A 15,504-nucleotide genomic window follows, 5' to 3' on the forward strand; every position below is an offset into this window, starting at 1 on the left:
CACACGCCACGCATGTGACCAGGCTATGCGACGCGCTTTCGAACGCCGGTTGCGACGCGCTTCAAACCTGTCTTCAGGCAAACAGCAACTTTATTGGTGAGCAACTATGATTCCCGTAGTGAAACTCTCCGCGCACGGCCAGGCGCTGCAATCTGCTACCCTTTCCCTTTTCATGAGGCCCACATGCAAACCGGTGAAGAGAACAAAACGCCGCTTGAGCGCTACCTCGGTATCACCATTCGCGAGCTACGCCAGCGCCACGGCCTGACGATCGCCCAGGTCTCCGCGCAGGCCGGTATCAGCCGCGGCATGCTCTCGAAGATCGAGAACGCACAGACCTCTGCCGGCCTCGAGGTGCTCAACCGCATCGCCCAGGCACTCGGTGTTTCGCTCTCCATGTTGTTCCGCAATTTCGACGTGCCGCAAGGCGGTGCGCAGCTCGTCAAAAAAGGCGCCGGCATGGAGGTGGTCCGCAAAGGCACCAAACGCGGTCACACCTATCACCTGCTCGCTTACGACCAGGGGCCGCGCAAACTCTTCGAACCTTTCCTGATCACGATGGAGGATGAAGCCGAGCGCTTTCCGGTATTCGAACATCCGGGCACCGAATTCATCCACATGCTCAAGGGCGTGATCGAATACCGCCACGGCCAGCAAACCTACATCCTTCATCCCGGTGACACCCTGACTTTTCAGGGCGAAATACCCCACGGTCCTGAGCGTCTGATCAAGACGCCTATCCAATTCCTGTCCATCTTCGTGTACCCGCAATCGAGCGCCGACTGATCTCGCGCTGCGTTCGGCCATGACCGATGCGCAAACCAATGCAACGTTTGTGCCATGTTTATCTGGGTGAATCAAAAGTTCCCTTGAATAAACGCCTCGGGCGCAGTTAGACCTTGTCGGCGTTCAGGCCGAAACACTCGCTGGCTCGTCTGCGGTGCACGGCTTTATTGCGGCTGGTGCGACTTTGCACAAGAACGAGGTATGCGGTTAAGCTGCAGCAAAAGCAATGCTTATACAAAGCGGGGTTTTGCCTCCGCCTTCGCATTGCCCCCGGCTTCAGCGCAACGCGTCCTCGGGAAGATCGGGCAGCGCACGCGCCAATGAAGGCTGGATCGCGTTATCCAGCACGCCGCGGGTCAGCATCACGATTTCGCCCGCGAACTGATCCCACTCGCCCTGGCGGTGCAGCAAAAAGAAATCGCGCCGACCGAGGCGGCCAGCCGGCAACGGCATCACCGAGATATCGTCCAGGTAGTGACGGGCCTGCCACAAACACAAGGGTGTCGAAATCGCGAAACCCACGCGTGCCGCCACCAGACTCAGCAGCGGATCGGTGGCGTCGAACTCGTAACGTCGTGGACTGTTGATACCCAGGTGCCGGGCGAAACGCTCGATCTGCTGGCCGATCACCGAGCGCGCCGTGTAGCGGATCAACGGCATTTCCTGCGCCAGCGTGCGCCAGTCGATATTACGGTGTGCGCTCAGATAGCTGCGCGCCACCACCACCACGAACGCCTCGGAAAACAGCGGCACTTCGACGATCCGTGCATCGCTCAGCATGGTCTGCGTGCAGATCGTGATATCCAGTTCGCGGTCGTGCAACTGCTTGCTGAGGCCCGGCGTCAAGCCGGACCACATCGAAATCTGCCGCTCCGAATTCGACACCGCGCGGATCAACTCCGGGCCGACGGTCGCCGCGAACGAATCGACACATCCGAGCCGCACCGGCATCTTTCCCGTGTGCGACGCATCGCCGATGCGGGCGGCGACCATCTTCGCATGTTCGAGCAAGGGATCCGCCAGTTCGAGCAGCGCGCGCCCCGCCACGTTCGGCCGCGGCGGCCGGCTCTCGCGGTCGAACAGCGTCAGGCCCTGGTCGCGCTCCAACGCGGCAATCGCCTGGCTGACGGCGCTCTGGCTCACACCGAGCTGCTTCGCGGCGCCCGTCATGGAGCCGCTCTCGCACACGGCGACAAAGGCCTGCAGCGCGCGCAGATCGATCGGGGGCGGGGTTCGTGTCATGGCCTGTTCCGCTCGCATGGGTGACTGACGATGGCCCTGCACGGCACGAGAACATGGTGCCGATCTTCGCAGGCCGCTGTTCAGGACAGGATGAGCAATTGCATTAGCTCATCATAAGTTTGCCTGATACAAAATTGGCGCGGCCAGCGTTTTCCTAGAATTCGCCTTATTGCCCATTCAGATATCCACATGAGCCACTACGATTTCATCGTGATCGGCGCTGGCGTCATTGGCGCGTCGGTTGCCCATCATCTTGCGGCACTCGGGGCGCAGAGCGTGCTCGTCATCGAGCGGGGCACGATCGGCGCGGGCACCACCTCCCAGTCGTCCGGGCTGCTGCGCACGCACTATTCGGTACGCCAGAACGTGGAACTTGCGCGTTCGTCGTGGTGGGCATTCAACAATTTCGCCGAATACGTCGGCGACGACGAGGCGTCCTGCGGCCTCGTCAAATGCGGCTATCTGATCTGCGCGCCCGAGGGCGACAAGCTCGACCCGTTGCGCGCCTCGCTCGCCGCGCAGCAGGACATGGACATCGAAGTGCAGCTACTCGACAAGGGCGAGGCGCACGAGCGCCTGCCGATTGCGAGCTTCGACGACGCCGCGCTGATCGGCTTCGAACCGGAAGCGGGCTTTGCCGACGCCTATCTGGTCGCCACCGGCTTTGCCCGTTCGGCGCGCCGGCGCGGCGTCAAGATCATGGAAGGCGTCATGGTGACAGGGCTCGTCCGCGAAGGACGCCGGATCACCGGTGTCGAGACAAGTGCAGGCAGTTTCAGTTGCGGCACGCTCATCAGCACGCAGAACATCTGGACACCGGAGCTTGCCGCCTGGATCGGCATGCCGTTACCGGTCAAGCCGGAGCGCCACACGGTGCTCGCCCTCGAATGCGAGGGTGCCGCATACTCGTTCACGATGCCGGCGTTCAAGGACCTGGGCTCGACCGGCATGCTCTATTACCGCAGCTATGGCGGCAGCCAGATGCTCGTGTCCGAAGGGGTGGTCGGCGAAACACTAAACTCGCCGGAGACGGAACAAGGGCAGATCTCGCTCGACTATGTCGCTGAAGTCGGCGCTCAGGTCGCCGAGCGCTTTCCCGCTTATGAAGCGGCGGGGCTCGCTTCGTCGTGGACTGGCGTCTACGACGTGACGCCCGACTGGAATCCGGTGTTGGGCAAGGTCGCCGATATCGAGGGGCTGGTGGTCGGCTTCGGCTTCTCCGGGCACGGCTTCAAGCTCTCGCCAGGCATCGGCAAAATTCTCGCCCAGCATGCGCTCGGTCAGCCCACCGACGTCTCTCTCGCACCCTACGCTCTCGACCGCTTCGCCAGCGGCGCGCTACTGGTGGGCAAGTACGGCTCCGGCGCGGTCTCCTGATCAGAAAATATAACGGACGCGGGCCAACGGCGAATCAGTTGTTGCCCGCGGGCCGAAACGAGCGCTTCATCACGCTAACGCGTCTGCTCGAAACGCTGGTCGCAAAACGGCGGTCTGCGACAGCTCGAGCTGCGCTGCAACCGATCCCGCCGCCCATGAGCTAATTCCCCTCTCATTTTCCGAACCCACAATGCGTCACTCCACAGACTGATTCGCGTATCGAATCACACCTCACCCAGCGGAGCGATCATGGAAAGCGGCCGGAATTTATCCTTTCTCTCCTATGTTGACGTCTTGCTCGATCAACTGGAAAAACAATCTGATCGAGCGGTGTTGCGCTATCTCGATCACGACGTCACGGGCGGAACGCTGCGAAGCGCCATCTTTCGCTATGCGCGGGCGCTCGCGGCGCTGGGCGTCGACCGCGGCGCCCTGATTGCAATGCTCGCACCCAATTGCCCGGACGCGCTGGCGATTCGCTACGCAGCAAACCTCCTGGGCGCGGCTACGATGTTCCTGCCGGCGTCGGTGAATGCCGGCAAGCGCACAGCGATGCTAGCCCGCGTACGACCCACGCTCCTCGTTCTCTTCCCGGAAACCGCTCACCTCATTCCCGATGCGGTCGATGGCCACGTGGTCTTCGTCGGCGTGGGCTTTGCGTCTTCATCGCTGGACCGACTCGCGCGAGTGCAATCAGATCTGCCGCTGCGCAGACAACCGAGGCCGGATGACCTCGCGGTAGTCGTCTCTTCGGGCGGCACGACGGGGGTCCCCAAATGCAGCCGGCGGTCCTTCGCCACGTATTCGAAGATGGTCGGCACGGCCAACGACAAAGACCGGCGACAACTGGTCAATGGCCCGCTCGCCTACCTGTCGCAAGTGCTCGTCGATACCACGCTCATCGGCGGCGGTACGGTCGTGCTGAAGCCTCGGTACGATCCCGCAGAGACGCTCGCGACGATCGAATCGGAGCGCATCACCGATGTGCTTCTGGTCGAGCCTCAACTGTTCGAAACAATGGACCACCCGGACGTCTCCCGGCGCGATCTGTCGTCGCTGCGCTCCATTGCGCACATCGGCGGGTCGGCGCCTGCGGTATTGCGGCAACGTGCGATTGCGCGGCTCGGTCCGGTGCTCACCCATATGTACGGGGCGAGCGAGACCGGGCTCGTCAGCATTCTGCCGCCGTCCGCGTACGAAAAGAATCCGGACCTGCTGGATTGCGCGGGGCGTATCCGGCCTGGCGTCGAGGTGCGTTTGCGTCGCGGCGATGGAACGTTAGCGCGTGCGGGACAGTGCGGCACCATGGAAGTCCGGTCGGCCGGTATGGCGGATGGTTACTACCATCAACCCGTCGAGGAAGCACAAAAGTTTCAGGGTGGCTGGTGCCTGACCGGCGACGTCGGATTTATCGACGAGGCTGGTAATCTGCACGTCCTCGGCCGCGCGGCCGACGTCGCGGAAATCGATGGACTGACGATTGCCCCAACCCACATCGAGGATGTCCTATGCCGCTGCCCTGACATTCGCTATGCCGTAGCGCTGACGGCAAGCAACGCTGGCGGCAAATACGTCTGGAACACGCTGGTCGTACCGTGGGCTGCCGGGCAGCTCGACGTCGCGCGATGCCTGCATCGGCTCAAAACCGAGTTCGGTGCTTTGGTCGCAAACCGGATTCGTATCGTTGTAACCGATCGCGTGCCGCTGACTGAACAGGGCAAAGCAGACCGCACCGCAATCGGGATGATCCTGCAGGACGACCTGCGATCGGGCCGCGTCCCGTTCCAGGTAGCTCCGCTTCATACCGTGCAAGAACCGGTGGAGGATAATGAGGCGTTTCGCCTGACGTGACCCCTTGTTCATTGGAAGATGATGAGGCTCATCGGCACCCTTGTCCAACTCTGCCGCACGGCTGCCTTCGCGCTCGGGCGTGAACTGGCGGCCTGGAAGCCTTCCAGAGCGCGCGCGACGTTCGCGGCCGAAGCCGTGCTGTCCGTCGCGCTTTCTGTCGCGCTGGCCAACGCGTTGGGTCTGTCCGACACGTGGTGGGCCGCAATCAGCGGCTTCGCGGTCATGCAAACGAGCTTTGCCGGTTCCGTGCAACGTGCCGCCCACCGCATCATGGGCACGGTGATCGGCGCTGCGCTTGGAACCCTGATGGGACCGTGGATTGGGGACCGTCCGTGGCTGTTTGTGCCCGCGTTAGGACTGATGGGCGGTGTCGCGGTGTATGGGGCCAACGGGTCCAAAGCGGCCTACGCATGGATTCTGGGCGGAGTGACTGCCCTGATGGTGACGTATGAAGCACACAAATTCGAGTCCTTCCAGGCGACCGCGTTGTTTGCGGCATTGCGCGTCGCCGAGGTCGCGGTTGGGACGCTGGCTTGCCTGCTGGTAGCAAGCGTGTTCCATTTCGGGCCGAGGTGGTACCGGACGAACAGGAAACCAGTGGAGACGTCAACCGCGCGTGCCGCGGCCGAGTCCACGTCGGGCGAAGCTCCCGCTTCAGCTTCAGCTTCAACACCCCCTTTAGCATCGACACACCCAGCCCGCATGCTGCTGAGCGTGCAGGCTGCAGTGTCCATCACCATCCTTGCGTCCCTGACTTATGTTCTGCACCTCCCGGGTTTCGCGCAAGCCATGGTCACGGCGATCGCGGTCCTGATCGTGCCGCCGGGTCTGGCGGCAGACAGAACACAGCAGCCGGTCATGGAAAAGATGGTGCAACGTGTAGCCGGCTGCCTGCTGGCCGGTGTGCTGGGTGTGGCGCTGCTCCCTCTGATGCACGGGCAAGCGGTGTTGTGCATGCTCGCGCTGTCCATCGGCGTGTGGGTCGGATGCCACGTGCAGACGGGACGCGAAGGAGCAAGCTATGTAGGCCGTCAATTCACCATTGCGTTCATCATGGTGTTTGTCCAGGATCACCACTGGTCGTCCGATCCGATACCCGCGCTCATGCGGCTATCGGGAATTGTCATCGGGATTGTGGTGTTGGCCGCGGTGATGCTCGGGATCAAAGGCACTCGACTTACCGATGCGCGAACAGCGAAATCTTTTTGGCCTTGATCATGGACCTGACTTTCGACATAAACGGAGCCTGCGGGTCCTTCGTGCACTCCTCGAGTACCGCCTCTCCCACCGGATGCGCCGTATCGATCACCATGGTGTCGGTTTCCCTGACGCCGAGCTTGTCGACGCCGGCGACCCAGTAGATCAATGCGGGCCGGTATGCCTCGTCGACGGCGGTAAAGTCCGCACAGGTCATTTTCGCCGGGCTCACTTTGGACTCTTGCGCACTGGCTGCGAGAGGGATGGCTAAACAGATCACGACTGAGAGGATTTTTGCGGATTTCATTGGACACTCCATATATGGGTTGAATGGGCATTTCTCGTGGCGTTGCCGGATACGGCTGATTGCCCGATACAAACTTTAAAGCCGCTGAATTAGCCCGGAATTAACGCGCTATGGGTCGCAGTCCGAAGAATCTCAATGGACTACTGTCCAACCCATCCCGCGCACGTTGCGGATCAGGGACTGGCCGAACTTCTTGCGCATCGCGTGGATCAGCACGTCGATGGCATTGCTTTCCACCTCTTTGCCCCATCCGTATAGCCGGTCTTCGAGCTGGCCGCGCGACAGGACCATGCCCGGCCGCTCCAGAAATGCGTGCATCAATGCGAATTCGCGCGCAGAGAGCGACGACGCTACGCCGTTGCAGCACAACAGGCGTTTGTTGAGATCGAGGTTGAGCGACTCGCCGCCGATCCGCGAGGTCGCATAGCCGGCCTTGCGACGCAATACCGCCCGGATTCGCGCAAGAAGCTCGCGGACTTCGATCAGCTTCAGTACACAATCGTCGGCACCGACATCAAGACTGCGCACACGCGTCTCCAGATCGTCCAGTGCGGTGAGAATCACCACAGGGACGTCGTTGCCCGCCGCACGCAACGAACGTAGCAGATCGAGACTGCCTGCGCCCGACAGGTCGAGATCGAGCAATACGACGGCGTAATAGGCCGTATTGATGGCCACGCTGCCGGCCTTGCCGTCGCGAACCCAGTCGACACTGCAATCCGCATCCTTCAATGCGCGAAGCAGGCTTTCGCCAATCTGAATATCCTCTTCAACCAGTAAAACTCGCATGATGTCCCACCGTTCTGAATAGCGTTCGCTCCATTTGGGTCGCGCGCTATTGAAACTGGAAATCCCCCTGTTGATTCGCATAACGTATTGTGTTGGGCTTAAATCACCTTGAATTCACGTTTGTGAAGAGTCTTGCGCATCCCCGCGCCTGGTTTTGCCCTGGATCGAATCACGACAAGTGGTCGTCTTGATACTACGGGGCGCAGTGTGCAGGATTTTGGGGAATGGCGAAAATACCGACTGCTGATGCCAATATAAGCAGCGCATATAGCTCGCACTGCCCATGGCGATTTCCAGCCCGCGGAGCGCGGGCTGCCGCTACTGGCAAGCGGATTCCAGTCGCCTCACGACATTTTCCGAGATCGCCCGCATGACCGCGGGGTCGATGAACTCGTCCGAGTACACGGTACTTGCGACCAGCAATCCGTCGAAAATCGCCACCGAAACATTGGGGAAATTCTTCAGGCCACACGCATAATCAAAGCCAGTCACTTTCAGCTGCTGCGTTGGCCAACGAAATCGGATCGCCTGCATATCGGAGACATTGAGCGCAACCGGCGGTTGTTGCACTCCGCAAAACAATTTCGGGTAATTCAGGTAAGTATGAAACACTGAACCGTTGGCCGCACCCTCGTGGATATCGTTAAATACGAGTTTCGCGATGTCGAAAAATGGGCGATCCAGATCAGGGATCCGTGTGATGAGTCCAGTAATAGCCGTAAACACGAGCTCCGGTGAAGCGTGCGGTTCAAGCCTGCGGCGCATATCCACGCTCGATCGCAGCAGCATCTGCCGTGGCTGCTCCCCCGCCACGTCACGAATCGCGAGGGCAAACGCCGCGAGCAGAAGCGAGTGCACCGAGGAACCGTGTGCATGGGCTGCGGCGTGAATTCTTTGCATGGCGTCGAACTGGATCACCGTCCGCTCGAGGCGTCGCCTCGGAGGCTCTCCATCTTGCCGCACCCGTGCCCGCGGCGGGATCTTCGCAAATCGCCCCGAATACGCAATGGGGTCGCACATACGGTCTGCAGGAAGCGCGGCCAGGCTTTGACTCACGGCCGCGTCGAGTGGGCTCGGAAAGGGCTGTGTCTCAAACGCCGGAGCTATGCCGCGCACGATGCAATCGCACATATAAGCAAGACAGGCATGCAGTTCGACCAGCGAAGTCGCGTCTGTCACCGCATGGGTGCTCAGCATGAAGACGTCGAGCGTATCGTCGCCGGCAATGGCGTGGATAGAGTAAACTTTTTTTCGCGTATCCAACTCGGCATTCAGTAACTTCTCATACAGGACGTCGGCGGAACACCTGTCGGCAGACAACCACGATTCGACTGCCTGCCAGTTGTCCGTCCGCTCCACGAATTGCCCATCCTCGACGACCGCACGGAGAATGCCGTAGCGAGCTTCCAGACACGCTACGGCAGCGTCAAATTGCTCCCGGTTGATCGCGCCGGTGATCGTGCTCCGGCTCACCACATTAGTGTGCGTCTGCATGTAGACCATCTCCGTCGGCGAAGCGCGGCGATATATTTTTCTCGCGGCTCGTGACCGGCTTTGGTAGGTAAGTTCGCAGTTAAGGCTCTGCATGGTGAGCTCCTGGCAAAAAATCAAATGAAAATGGGGGCGGCCGCTCCGACGACGGCGGCATTTTCCCGGCCACGTCTACGCGTTCTTGACCAAGCCGTCGCTCGACGGTCTGATCACGCAGACAATCTAGGCCGCGAATATGAGGTGGGAATTAGAACGACTGGGGCCGGGTGCCGATAATTCGCCGCTAAGTGTCGACGTGAAAAATGCAGCATGCCGCCGCGTGGCTTGCGGCAGGTCTATGAGCGTTCATCAGCCGTTATAAGCTATGGCTCAACAGGACGTTTTCGCCAAAGCGAGGTCATCGTGACTATCCGTGTTTCCAAACTGCTGCTCGTGATGTCGATGGCGCTGCTCGCGTCGCTTGTGAGCTTCGGCAATCTCACCGATTACGGCAGCAACCTCGCGTTCGTGCAGCACGTCTTCCGCATGGACACAATCTTTCCTGGCAGTGCGATCGGTTATCGCGCGATAACGTCGCCCATCATCCAGAATGCTGGTTATGTGCTGATCATTGCGCTCGAGACCGTGACTGCTGTGTGCTGCTGGATCGGCACGTTCACCATGTGGCGTGCGCGCCGCGCGGACCACAGCACATTCAACCGCTCGAAGCGATGGGCGATTGCCGGACTCACGCTCGGGTTCCTGACGTGGCAGGTCGCGTTCATGTCCATCGGTTCGGAATGTGGATGTCCACCACGTGGAATGGCGAAGAAAGCGCGTTCCGGTTCTTCGCGACATTTGCGCTGGTGCTGATTTTCTTGAGTCTGCGCAACGACGATATTGCCGAATAGTCTTGCGCTGTTGTGAAGCGATCTGCTAGCTGTCTGCAAAGGTTGGAATGATCAGCCGCTCCAGCATGGATTGCTGTCGAGTGCCGAATTCGTCGCGTTCACCGGGCCCGAGCGAGACCGAAATAATCGGCCGCTCCACGGTAATCTTGATCGCGTTGCAGTTGTCGACGAAATAAGTGCCCACGATTGAGGTCAGCTCGACGCCGAGTTCGTCCGCCACTTTGCGCGCGCAGAAGAAGTTCGAGCGCAACGCCGCCTCGTACGCGTCCTTCGATACGAACAGCAAGTCAAATGTCATCCGGTTGATCCCTGCGTTCCTGCTCCGGATCACACGGGCGATGTCGAGCAGACGCCGGCTTCCGGACGGCATCGCTAATGGCGGCACGTCCTCGATCGCGCAGAGAGTCCTGTCGTCGAGATTTTGCGTGCCGGCCGGTTCGCCCACGTCGAAGTACGCTGCTCTAGCCTCCCCTGTCCTGCTCCATTCGCGGCCGTTTGCGCTGTAGTAGTGAACGGGAAACATGCGGTTGCGAATGACGTCCTCGTTTTGAAGAAGGTGATAAAGCGTCCATTCATATGCATCGGGCGGATCGGTCGCATCGAGCTCGCGCAGCGCCCCCTTTCTCAAACCCACGCGACGCGCGCCCTCGAGCTTGATGCTCAACGGCCACGGCTTGCCGGTGCGATAAAAGCGGCTCTTGCGAATGCCCGCGCTACGCGCACCGACAGCGAAGAACTCCGTCCTAACCATCGCGAGCACGCCCTCAGGATAGAACTGCAACTGCGGATGAGCCTGCCCATGGAGCGAATGCGCGGCGAGCGAATACGGCGTACAGGAACGGTTCTCGTCGGGTGCGATAAAGACCGCGCTGCCGTCGTCGTAAATCTCCGCTACAAGACAGTCCGATGACGAGCCGGGATCGCAAGCGAGCGCGCCGGACTGGAGCACGTGCCCGACGTGATACGCAAGCCCCGGCGCAATGCCGTGGCGGAGCATATCGGCTGCGAAGAGCGCCGCGCCACACGAACGGCCCGCGAAAACATATTTCGCGCCGCCATGCAGCGCTGCAAGTAGCGGATGGATACCCATCTGGCCGACAATCGTACTTTCGCGCAGCGACGCTTCATCGGGCGCGGGACCCGCGCCGAGCGGGCGCAATGCGCCGGCGCGCGCTTCGTCGATCACGATGGCCGGATCCAGTTCAGACCGGATGACGGCCACTTTCGCACCACGCACGTCGAGTTCTTCGAATACCTCTTTGGCGACCCCGAGCATCCAGTCGAGATTGCAATCGCCACCAGCCATCCCGCAGCTACCGAGAATCACCGGGGCCGCGATACGTTCTGCGGCTTCGACCATCTTGCGAAAGTTGTTTTTGACCGCATCACGCTCGAAGTATTGGCCACCGCCGGCAAGGTAGTACGGGCTCGCGTCCATCGAACCGGCATCGGCGATCACGGCGTCCATACGCCCACCAGCCAGCGCCTTTTGCAGCGATTCCCGCGGGAATCCGGCGCCCAATGCGCCGCATGTGGCGACCACCCGATAGATTAATTTCGCCACACCAAACCTCACGCCATGCATCGGACGACCTCATGTCGTCTCCAGGATGCCAAGGCTCGAGTCTGAGCGTTTTTTCAAAGCGGGAAAAATACTGTCTTGCGATGCGGGTATAAGCGGCCACGATAGCTCGCGACGGATCATTCCCCGGCCGGTTCGACGCCCGGCACCGGGTGCTCAGACAGGTGCTGTTTCACAAAGCCAGCAATGAAATCGCGCACCGCTTCCCCAGCGGCTGCGAGCGGCGTCTCCGCAGAAGAAACGATGCTGGCCGTCAGCGAAACTGCGGGTTCGATGGCTTGCGCGGAAATATTGGCGGGCAGTTCGTCCGTGCCGCCAAGCGGCAAGATGGTATCGCCGACACCGGCTTGTACGGCGGCGAGCATATCGGCACTCACGTCGGCTTCGGCCGCGACATGCGGTTCGATTCCTGCCTCTGCGAACAGCCGATCGAGTACGAGCCGCACGATGTTCGGCTGATGCGGCAATACGAGTGGAAGATCCGCGAGTTCGCGAAATGTAATCGATCCAGGCCTGACCGAACCGTTTGCCCGGCGCAGAAGAAAGAGCCGTCGATCGAATAGCGGCACACGGACACAACCCGCATACGGCTCACCTTCGAAGAGCACAGCGAGGTCGATGGCGTGTTCGCGAATGCTCGTAGCCAACTGAATGCTGCCGGCGGACGAAAGCTTCAGTCGCACTTTGGGTAACGCGATGCGGCATGCCGCCATGATCGGCCCCGCCAACTGCGCGGCGAGAGGAAAAGCCATGCCGATGGAAACGCACCCCTCCACTTCTTCGCCGTGTCCACGTACGACCTCAGGCAAGCGCTCGACGCGCCGCAGGATCGCACTCGCCTCCACGTAAAGCCGCTCGCCTGCGGCCGTCGCGTTCACGCCGCGAGCGCTGCGCTGCAGCAGCGATACGCCGAGCTGATCTTCGAGGTCGGCGATCTGCTGGCTCAAGGCAGGCTGGGCGACATGGGCGACCTGTGCCGCGCGCGAGAAACTGCCGGCATCGACGATTGTCACGAAATAACGCAACTGCCGGAGTTTCATCTAGCAGCACCTCGCCGGAGTGGCCGCCATGAAGGCATACGCGCCTCGCGCGTGGTTGTTCCGCATGGCCCGGAACCGCGCCGGCTCGGGTCGGAGAGTTTGCTCGTCGGCTATGAGTAGCAGATTCCTGAAAAGCGAAGCGATCGGCGCTCAACGAGTCTACAGCGTTGCCGGTCGACGTACAATCCGCGCTGTTGGCGCTTTCCTGAATGCCGACGGTTGCTGGCGCTTTGGCCGGCGGCGGTCTTTTGCATGTCGGGGTGACGTCGACGCCAACAAAGGAGACCGCCGTGAGATTAATGGCCGTGATCACCGCTCTTTTTGCCCTGGCTGCCGCGCCTGCCTTCGCCGCCGATGTCGGCTTCGAGGAGGTCAAGATAGCGAACGGCGCGGAGCCGCCGCTAACGGCCGGGATCTGGTATCCGACCAGCACCCCGGCGACACCGCACGCCCTGGGCAACGTCACCCAGACTGTGGCGCCGGGCGCTCCGATCGCGGGTCATCGCCTGCCGCTGGTGGTGATGTCGCACGGCGGAGGCGGATGGTACGACGGCCATTACGATACGGCACTTGCTCTCGCTCACGCGGGCTTCGTGGTGGCCTCGGTCAGTCACGCCGGCGACACGTTCAATGACCAGAGCCGGGTGTTGCAATTGTGGCGCCGTCCCGCCCAGCTTCACCTGCTGGTCGACTACATGCTTGACGAGTGGCATGGGCATGGACGGCTGAATGCGGCCCGTGTCGGCGCGTTCGGCTTTTCCAACGGCGGCTTCACCGTGCTCGTGGCCGCAGGCGGGACCCCGGACCTTGCCCAGATCGCCCCGTATTGCGACGCCCACCCCGAGCATGACCTCTGCGCGACGCTGAAGCGGGCCGGCGTCGATCCTCGTCTCCAGGCAGATATTCCGGCCGGCGCATGGGTTCACGATCCACGGATCAAGGCCGCCGTCATCGCCGCGCCCGCGTTCGGTTTTGCCTTCGGACGCGCCGGGTTAAGCAGCGTGCACATCCCCGTCCAGCTCTGGCGAGCCGCCGACGATCGTCATCAGCCGCATCCTTACTACGAGGAAGCCGTACGCGCCGACCTGCCCCGGCCGCCCGAATATCACGTGGTCGCCGACGCGGGCCACTATGACTTCCTGCCACCGTGCGATGCGCGTCTGTCGCAGAAGAGGCCGGAAATCTGCGAAAGCCTGCCGGGCTTCGACCGAGCGGCGTTCCATGAACAGTTCAACGCCGACGTGGTGCAGTTTTTCCAGGCAACGCTGCGCTAGTCGATTTCCTGTCTTTTGTGCACTCGCGGTGCGTCGATCCGCGAACTGTCGAGGCTCGCGCTTGTCGGAATTGCATAGACCCGTTACAGGATAAATGGATGGCGCTCTCTGTAAGGCAAATTAAAGCTCCTGCTGCGGTGGCACAGCTAGCCGTCGCGATGCTGCTCAGCGCGAGCTGCGCGTGTTTTGGTCAGGCTTCCGATACTGCCGATACCCCGGATACCGCGCCCGCAAGTGTCGACGTTGCCGCTCCCGAAGTTGCCTCTCCCGAAGTTGCCTCTCCCGAAGTGGCCTCTCCGATTGCTGCCTCCGAAGTTACCGCCGAGCCGGGATGTTCCTCGGTAGTACTCAGTTGCAATACGCCGTCGCGGCCCATTGCGCCCGAACACCAGTTGCTCGATCCCGCTACGGCGCGCGATCAGGCGCAACGCGCGCAAGCGCAGGCCGATCAAATCGCCGCCGAGCAGGCCTTGCAGCGACGCATCGAGTTCGCGCGTCTGCATCCGAACGCGATCTTTGTGTACGGCGACAAGCCAACGCCACAGGAAAGCGTATCCGATGTCTTCAATCGGACGCTCGGCGTGCCGACGACGACCCTCACCACCTCGACCTTTGACGCAACGGGTCGAAGAACCGAATGCGTGAGTGCCTGTCGTGGGCCGCTTTGCTGTGTCACGACGCCCTAGACGAGCTAAAAATCCACCACTCCGAGCGTGCTATCGCCCCCGGACGGTGGAGTCCAGTGGGGGAATTCCTCGCCGATGTTGGAGGCCATCCCCATGCTCCCGGCGCTCAATCCGACGTAGACCAGGTCGTGCAGCGACGGCAACAAGTCCGCTAGTTCGGACTGCTGCATGCAGTAAGACAGATACAGGGAATCCCCGCCTCCGACCAGTGCGTTGTGGATGCTCGGGTTTTTGATGCCAGCGGACGTGAGAAGAAATTTCATGATGCCTCTCCTGGCCGTTATGCATGAGTCAAGTCAGACGCTTGAGCAGGAAGCGCCCGCGCGACCTGGCGCCGCCCCTCGAACATGCGCTGTCAGCGCTTGAAAATAGCCTTCGTCGTATCGAAGTCGATCGGAGAGGATGTGTGTTCGTGGATGATTTTCCACGCGTCGCCCTTCCGCCTGAGCGTCAAGCTCATCCGATTGTCCAGCGAGCGCAAATCTACGCCGTCGGCATTAACCGCTTGGTATGTCACGAAGGTGTGGACAACGCCGAGGTCCTGGACGACGGTCGTTTGTGTGTCGCTGAAATCCACGATAACGCGTTCCGTACCCAGCGAGTCGAACCAGGTCACCACCATTTCCCGCCAGGACGCAATGCCGGTGTACGACCATACGCCCCACATGTCGAAGACCGACACGTCCTGGTCGTACAGCGCAACGAGCGAATCGACGCTCTTCGCGAATACCGCAGCTTTGTAGTCGTCAAGAACCTGCAGGATCGGATTGTCGGCTTTGTCCACAGTATTTTCTCCCGGGTTACGTTGGTTTCAAGGCAACGACGATCGACCAACGGCAGGATCGACATCTACCGGAAAAAAATATTCGCTCGGTAATGGAAGCTGGAGGTGCATCAGGCAAATTGCGCCGCGCTCGCGGGGCTGCACGAACGGCACCTTACAGCAGGCCTGGACATTGACGGCTCTCGAAAGAGCGATTGGATTTTTACGC

At 61.1% G+C, this 15,504-nt stretch carries 14 protein-coding genes and 1 pseudogene; 7 read left to right on the plus strand and 8 right to left on the minus strand.

Going from position 1 to position 15,504, the window contains the following annotated elements; genetic code table 11:
* Positions 1-183 precede the first annotated feature (183 nt).
* Positions 184-786, plus strand: coding sequence for a helix-turn-helix domain-containing protein (locus BUS06_RS33810; RefSeq protein ID WP_074268613.1), 603 nt, complete (start codon positions 184-186; stop codon positions 784-786).
* A 276-nt stretch (positions 787-1,062) separates the two neighbouring features.
* Here BUS06_RS33810 and BUS06_RS33815 read toward each other — a convergent pair whose 3' ends face one another.
* The gene (locus BUS06_RS33815) at positions 1,063-2,028 is read right to left on the minus strand and encodes a LysR family transcriptional regulator (protein ID WP_074268614.1); all 966 of its coding nucleotides are present in this window, start codon (positions 2,026-2,028) and stop codon (positions 1,063-1,065) included.
* A 189-nt stretch (positions 2,029-2,217) separates the two neighbouring features.
* Between BUS06_RS33815 and BUS06_RS33820 the strand changes: the two genes are divergently transcribed.
* From BUS06_RS33820 to BUS06_RS33830, 3 genes are all read left to right on the plus strand, one after another.
* Positions 2,218-3,405 carry an NAD(P)/FAD-dependent oxidoreductase gene (locus BUS06_RS33820; protein ID WP_074268615.1) on the plus strand — a complete coding sequence of 396 codons (1,188 nt, stop codon included), beginning with the start codon at positions 2,218-2,220 and terminating at the stop codon, positions 3,403-3,405.
* A gap of 249 nt (positions 3,406-3,654) precedes the next feature.
* Positions 3,655-5,256, plus strand: coding sequence for a class I adenylate-forming enzyme family protein (locus BUS06_RS33825; protein WP_074268616.1), 1,602 nt, complete (start codon positions 3,655-3,657; stop codon positions 5,254-5,256).
* A gap of 21 nt (positions 5,257-5,277) precedes the next feature.
* Positions 5,278-6,471 carry an FUSC family protein gene (locus BUS06_RS33830; protein WP_074268617.1) on the plus strand — a complete coding sequence of 398 codons (1,194 nt, stop codon included), beginning with the start codon at positions 5,278-5,280 and terminating at the stop codon, positions 6,469-6,471.
* Here the strand turns inward: BUS06_RS33830 and BUS06_RS33835 are convergent.
* The 3 genes from BUS06_RS33835 to BUS06_RS33845 form a co-directional block, all read right to left on the minus strand.
* Positions 6,434-6,760, minus strand: coding sequence for an HdeA/HdeB family chaperone (locus BUS06_RS33835; protein ID WP_074268618.1), 327 nt, complete (start codon positions 6,758-6,760; stop codon positions 6,434-6,436). The two genes, BUS06_RS33830 and BUS06_RS33835, sit on opposite strands and share 38 nt — an antisense overlap.
* Before the next feature lie 132 nt (positions 6,761-6,892).
* On the minus strand, positions 6,893-7,549 hold the full coding sequence (locus BUS06_RS33840) for a response regulator transcription factor (protein WP_074268619.1): 657 nt from the start codon (positions 7,547-7,549) through the stop codon (positions 6,893-6,895).
* 318 nt (positions 7,550-7,867) lie between these two features.
* Positions 7,868-9,136 (minus strand): phthiocerol/phthiodiolone dimycocerosyl transferase family protein, encoded by a 1,269-nt coding sequence (locus tag BUS06_RS33845; protein ID WP_074268620.1) that lies wholly within the window; start codon positions 9,134-9,136, stop codon positions 7,868-7,870.
* 306 nt (positions 9,137-9,442) lie between these two features.
* Here BUS06_RS33845 and BUS06_RS33850 point away from each other — a divergent pair.
* Positions 9,443-9,930, plus strand: a pseudogene (locus BUS06_RS33850) (DUF2165 family protein).
* A 25-nt stretch (positions 9,931-9,955) separates the two neighbouring features.
* Here BUS06_RS33850 and BUS06_RS33855 read toward each other — a convergent pair.
* Both BUS06_RS33855 and BUS06_RS33860 read right to left on the minus strand, forming a co-directional pair.
* A complete protein-coding gene (locus BUS06_RS33855) occupies positions 9,956-11,494 on the minus strand; it encodes a DUF4387 family protein (protein ID WP_074269474.1) in 1,539 nt (512 codons plus the stop codon).
* A gap of 137 nt (positions 11,495-11,631) precedes the next feature.
* Positions 11,632-12,552: a LysR substrate-binding domain-containing protein gene (locus tag BUS06_RS33860; protein ID WP_074268621.1), complete on the minus strand. Its 921-nt coding sequence runs from the start codon at positions 12,550-12,552 to the stop codon at positions 11,632-11,634.
* Between the two features lie 209 nt (positions 12,553-12,761).
* On the opposite strand from BUS06_RS33860, the gene BUS06_RS33865 reads away from it, so the two are divergent.
* Positions 12,762-13,826 carry an alpha/beta hydrolase family protein gene (locus BUS06_RS33865; protein ID WP_254369042.1) on the plus strand — a complete coding sequence of 355 codons (1,065 nt, stop codon included), beginning with the start codon at positions 12,762-12,764 and terminating at the stop codon, positions 13,824-13,826.
* A gap of 98 nt (positions 13,827-13,924) precedes the next feature.
* The gene (locus BUS06_RS33870) at positions 13,925-14,512 is read left to right on the plus strand and encodes a hypothetical protein (protein ID WP_074268623.1); all 588 of its coding nucleotides are present in this window, start codon (positions 13,925-13,927) and stop codon (positions 14,510-14,512) included.
* Between the two features lie 5 nt (positions 14,513-14,517).
* Here the strand turns inward: BUS06_RS33870 and BUS06_RS33875 are convergent, their stop codons facing one another.
* Positions 14,518-14,775: a type 1 glutamine amidotransferase family protein gene (locus BUS06_RS33875; protein ID WP_074268624.1), complete on the minus strand. Its 258-nt coding sequence runs from the start codon at positions 14,773-14,775 to the stop codon at positions 14,518-14,520.
* Positions 14,776-14,867: 92 nt separating this feature from the next.
* On the minus strand, positions 14,868-15,296 hold the full coding sequence (locus tag BUS06_RS33880; protein WP_074268625.1) for a YybH family protein: 429 nt from the start codon (positions 15,294-15,296) through the stop codon (positions 14,868-14,870).
* Positions 15,297-15,504: the final 208 nt, after the last annotated feature.

Source organism: Paraburkholderia phenazinium (genome assembly GCF_900141745.1).
In the GTDB taxonomy this organism is placed as follows: Bacteria; Pseudomonadota; Gammaproteobacteria; order Burkholderiales; family Burkholderiaceae; genus Paraburkholderia; species Paraburkholderia phenazinium_B.

Bases quoted from the DNA above. Each gene is read 5' to 3' on its own strand.
- BUS06_RS33815 (WP_074268614.1), bottom strand. From the start codon at position 2,028: ATGACACGAACCCCGCCCCCGATCGATCTGCGCGCGCTGCAGGCCTTT.
- BUS06_RS33865 (WP_254369042.1), top strand. From the start codon at position 12,762: ATGCCGACGGTTGCTGGCGCTTTGGCCGGCGGCGGTCTTTTGCATGTC.
- BUS06_RS33830 (WP_074268617.1), top strand. From the start codon at position 5,278: ATGAGGCTCATCGGCACCCTTGTCCAACTCTGCCGCACGGCTGCCTTC.
- BUS06_RS33810 (WP_074268613.1), top strand. From the start codon at position 184: ATGCAAACCGGTGAAGAGAACAAAACGCCGCTTGAGCGCTACCTCGGT.
- BUS06_RS33820 (WP_074268615.1), top strand. From the start codon at position 2,218: ATGAGCCACTACGATTTCATCGTGATCGGCGCTGGCGTCATTGGCGCG.
- BUS06_RS33860 (WP_074268621.1), bottom strand. From the start codon at position 12,552: ATGAAACTCCGGCAGTTGCGTTATTTCGTGACAATCGTCGATGCCGGC.
- BUS06_RS33825 (WP_074268616.1), top strand. From the start codon at position 3,655: ATGGAAAGCGGCCGGAATTTATCCTTTCTCTCCTATGTTGACGTCTTG.
- BUS06_RS33870 (WP_074268623.1), top strand. From the start codon at position 13,925: ATGGCGCTCTCTGTAAGGCAAATTAAAGCTCCTGCTGCGGTGGCACAG.
- BUS06_RS33845 (WP_074268620.1), bottom strand. From the start codon at position 9,136: ATGCAGAGCCTTAACTGCGAACTTACCTACCAAAGCCGGTCACGAGCC.
- BUS06_RS33840 (WP_074268619.1), bottom strand. From the start codon at position 7,549: ATGCGAGTTTTACTGGTTGAAGAGGATATTCAGATTGGCGAAAGCCTG.
- BUS06_RS33835 (WP_074268618.1), bottom strand. From the start codon at position 6,760: ATGAAATCCGCAAAAATCCTCTCAGTCGTGATCTGTTTAGCCATCCCT.
- BUS06_RS33875 (WP_074268624.1), bottom strand. From the start codon at position 14,775: ATGAAATTTCTTCTCACGTCCGCTGGCATCAAAAACCCGAGCATCCAC.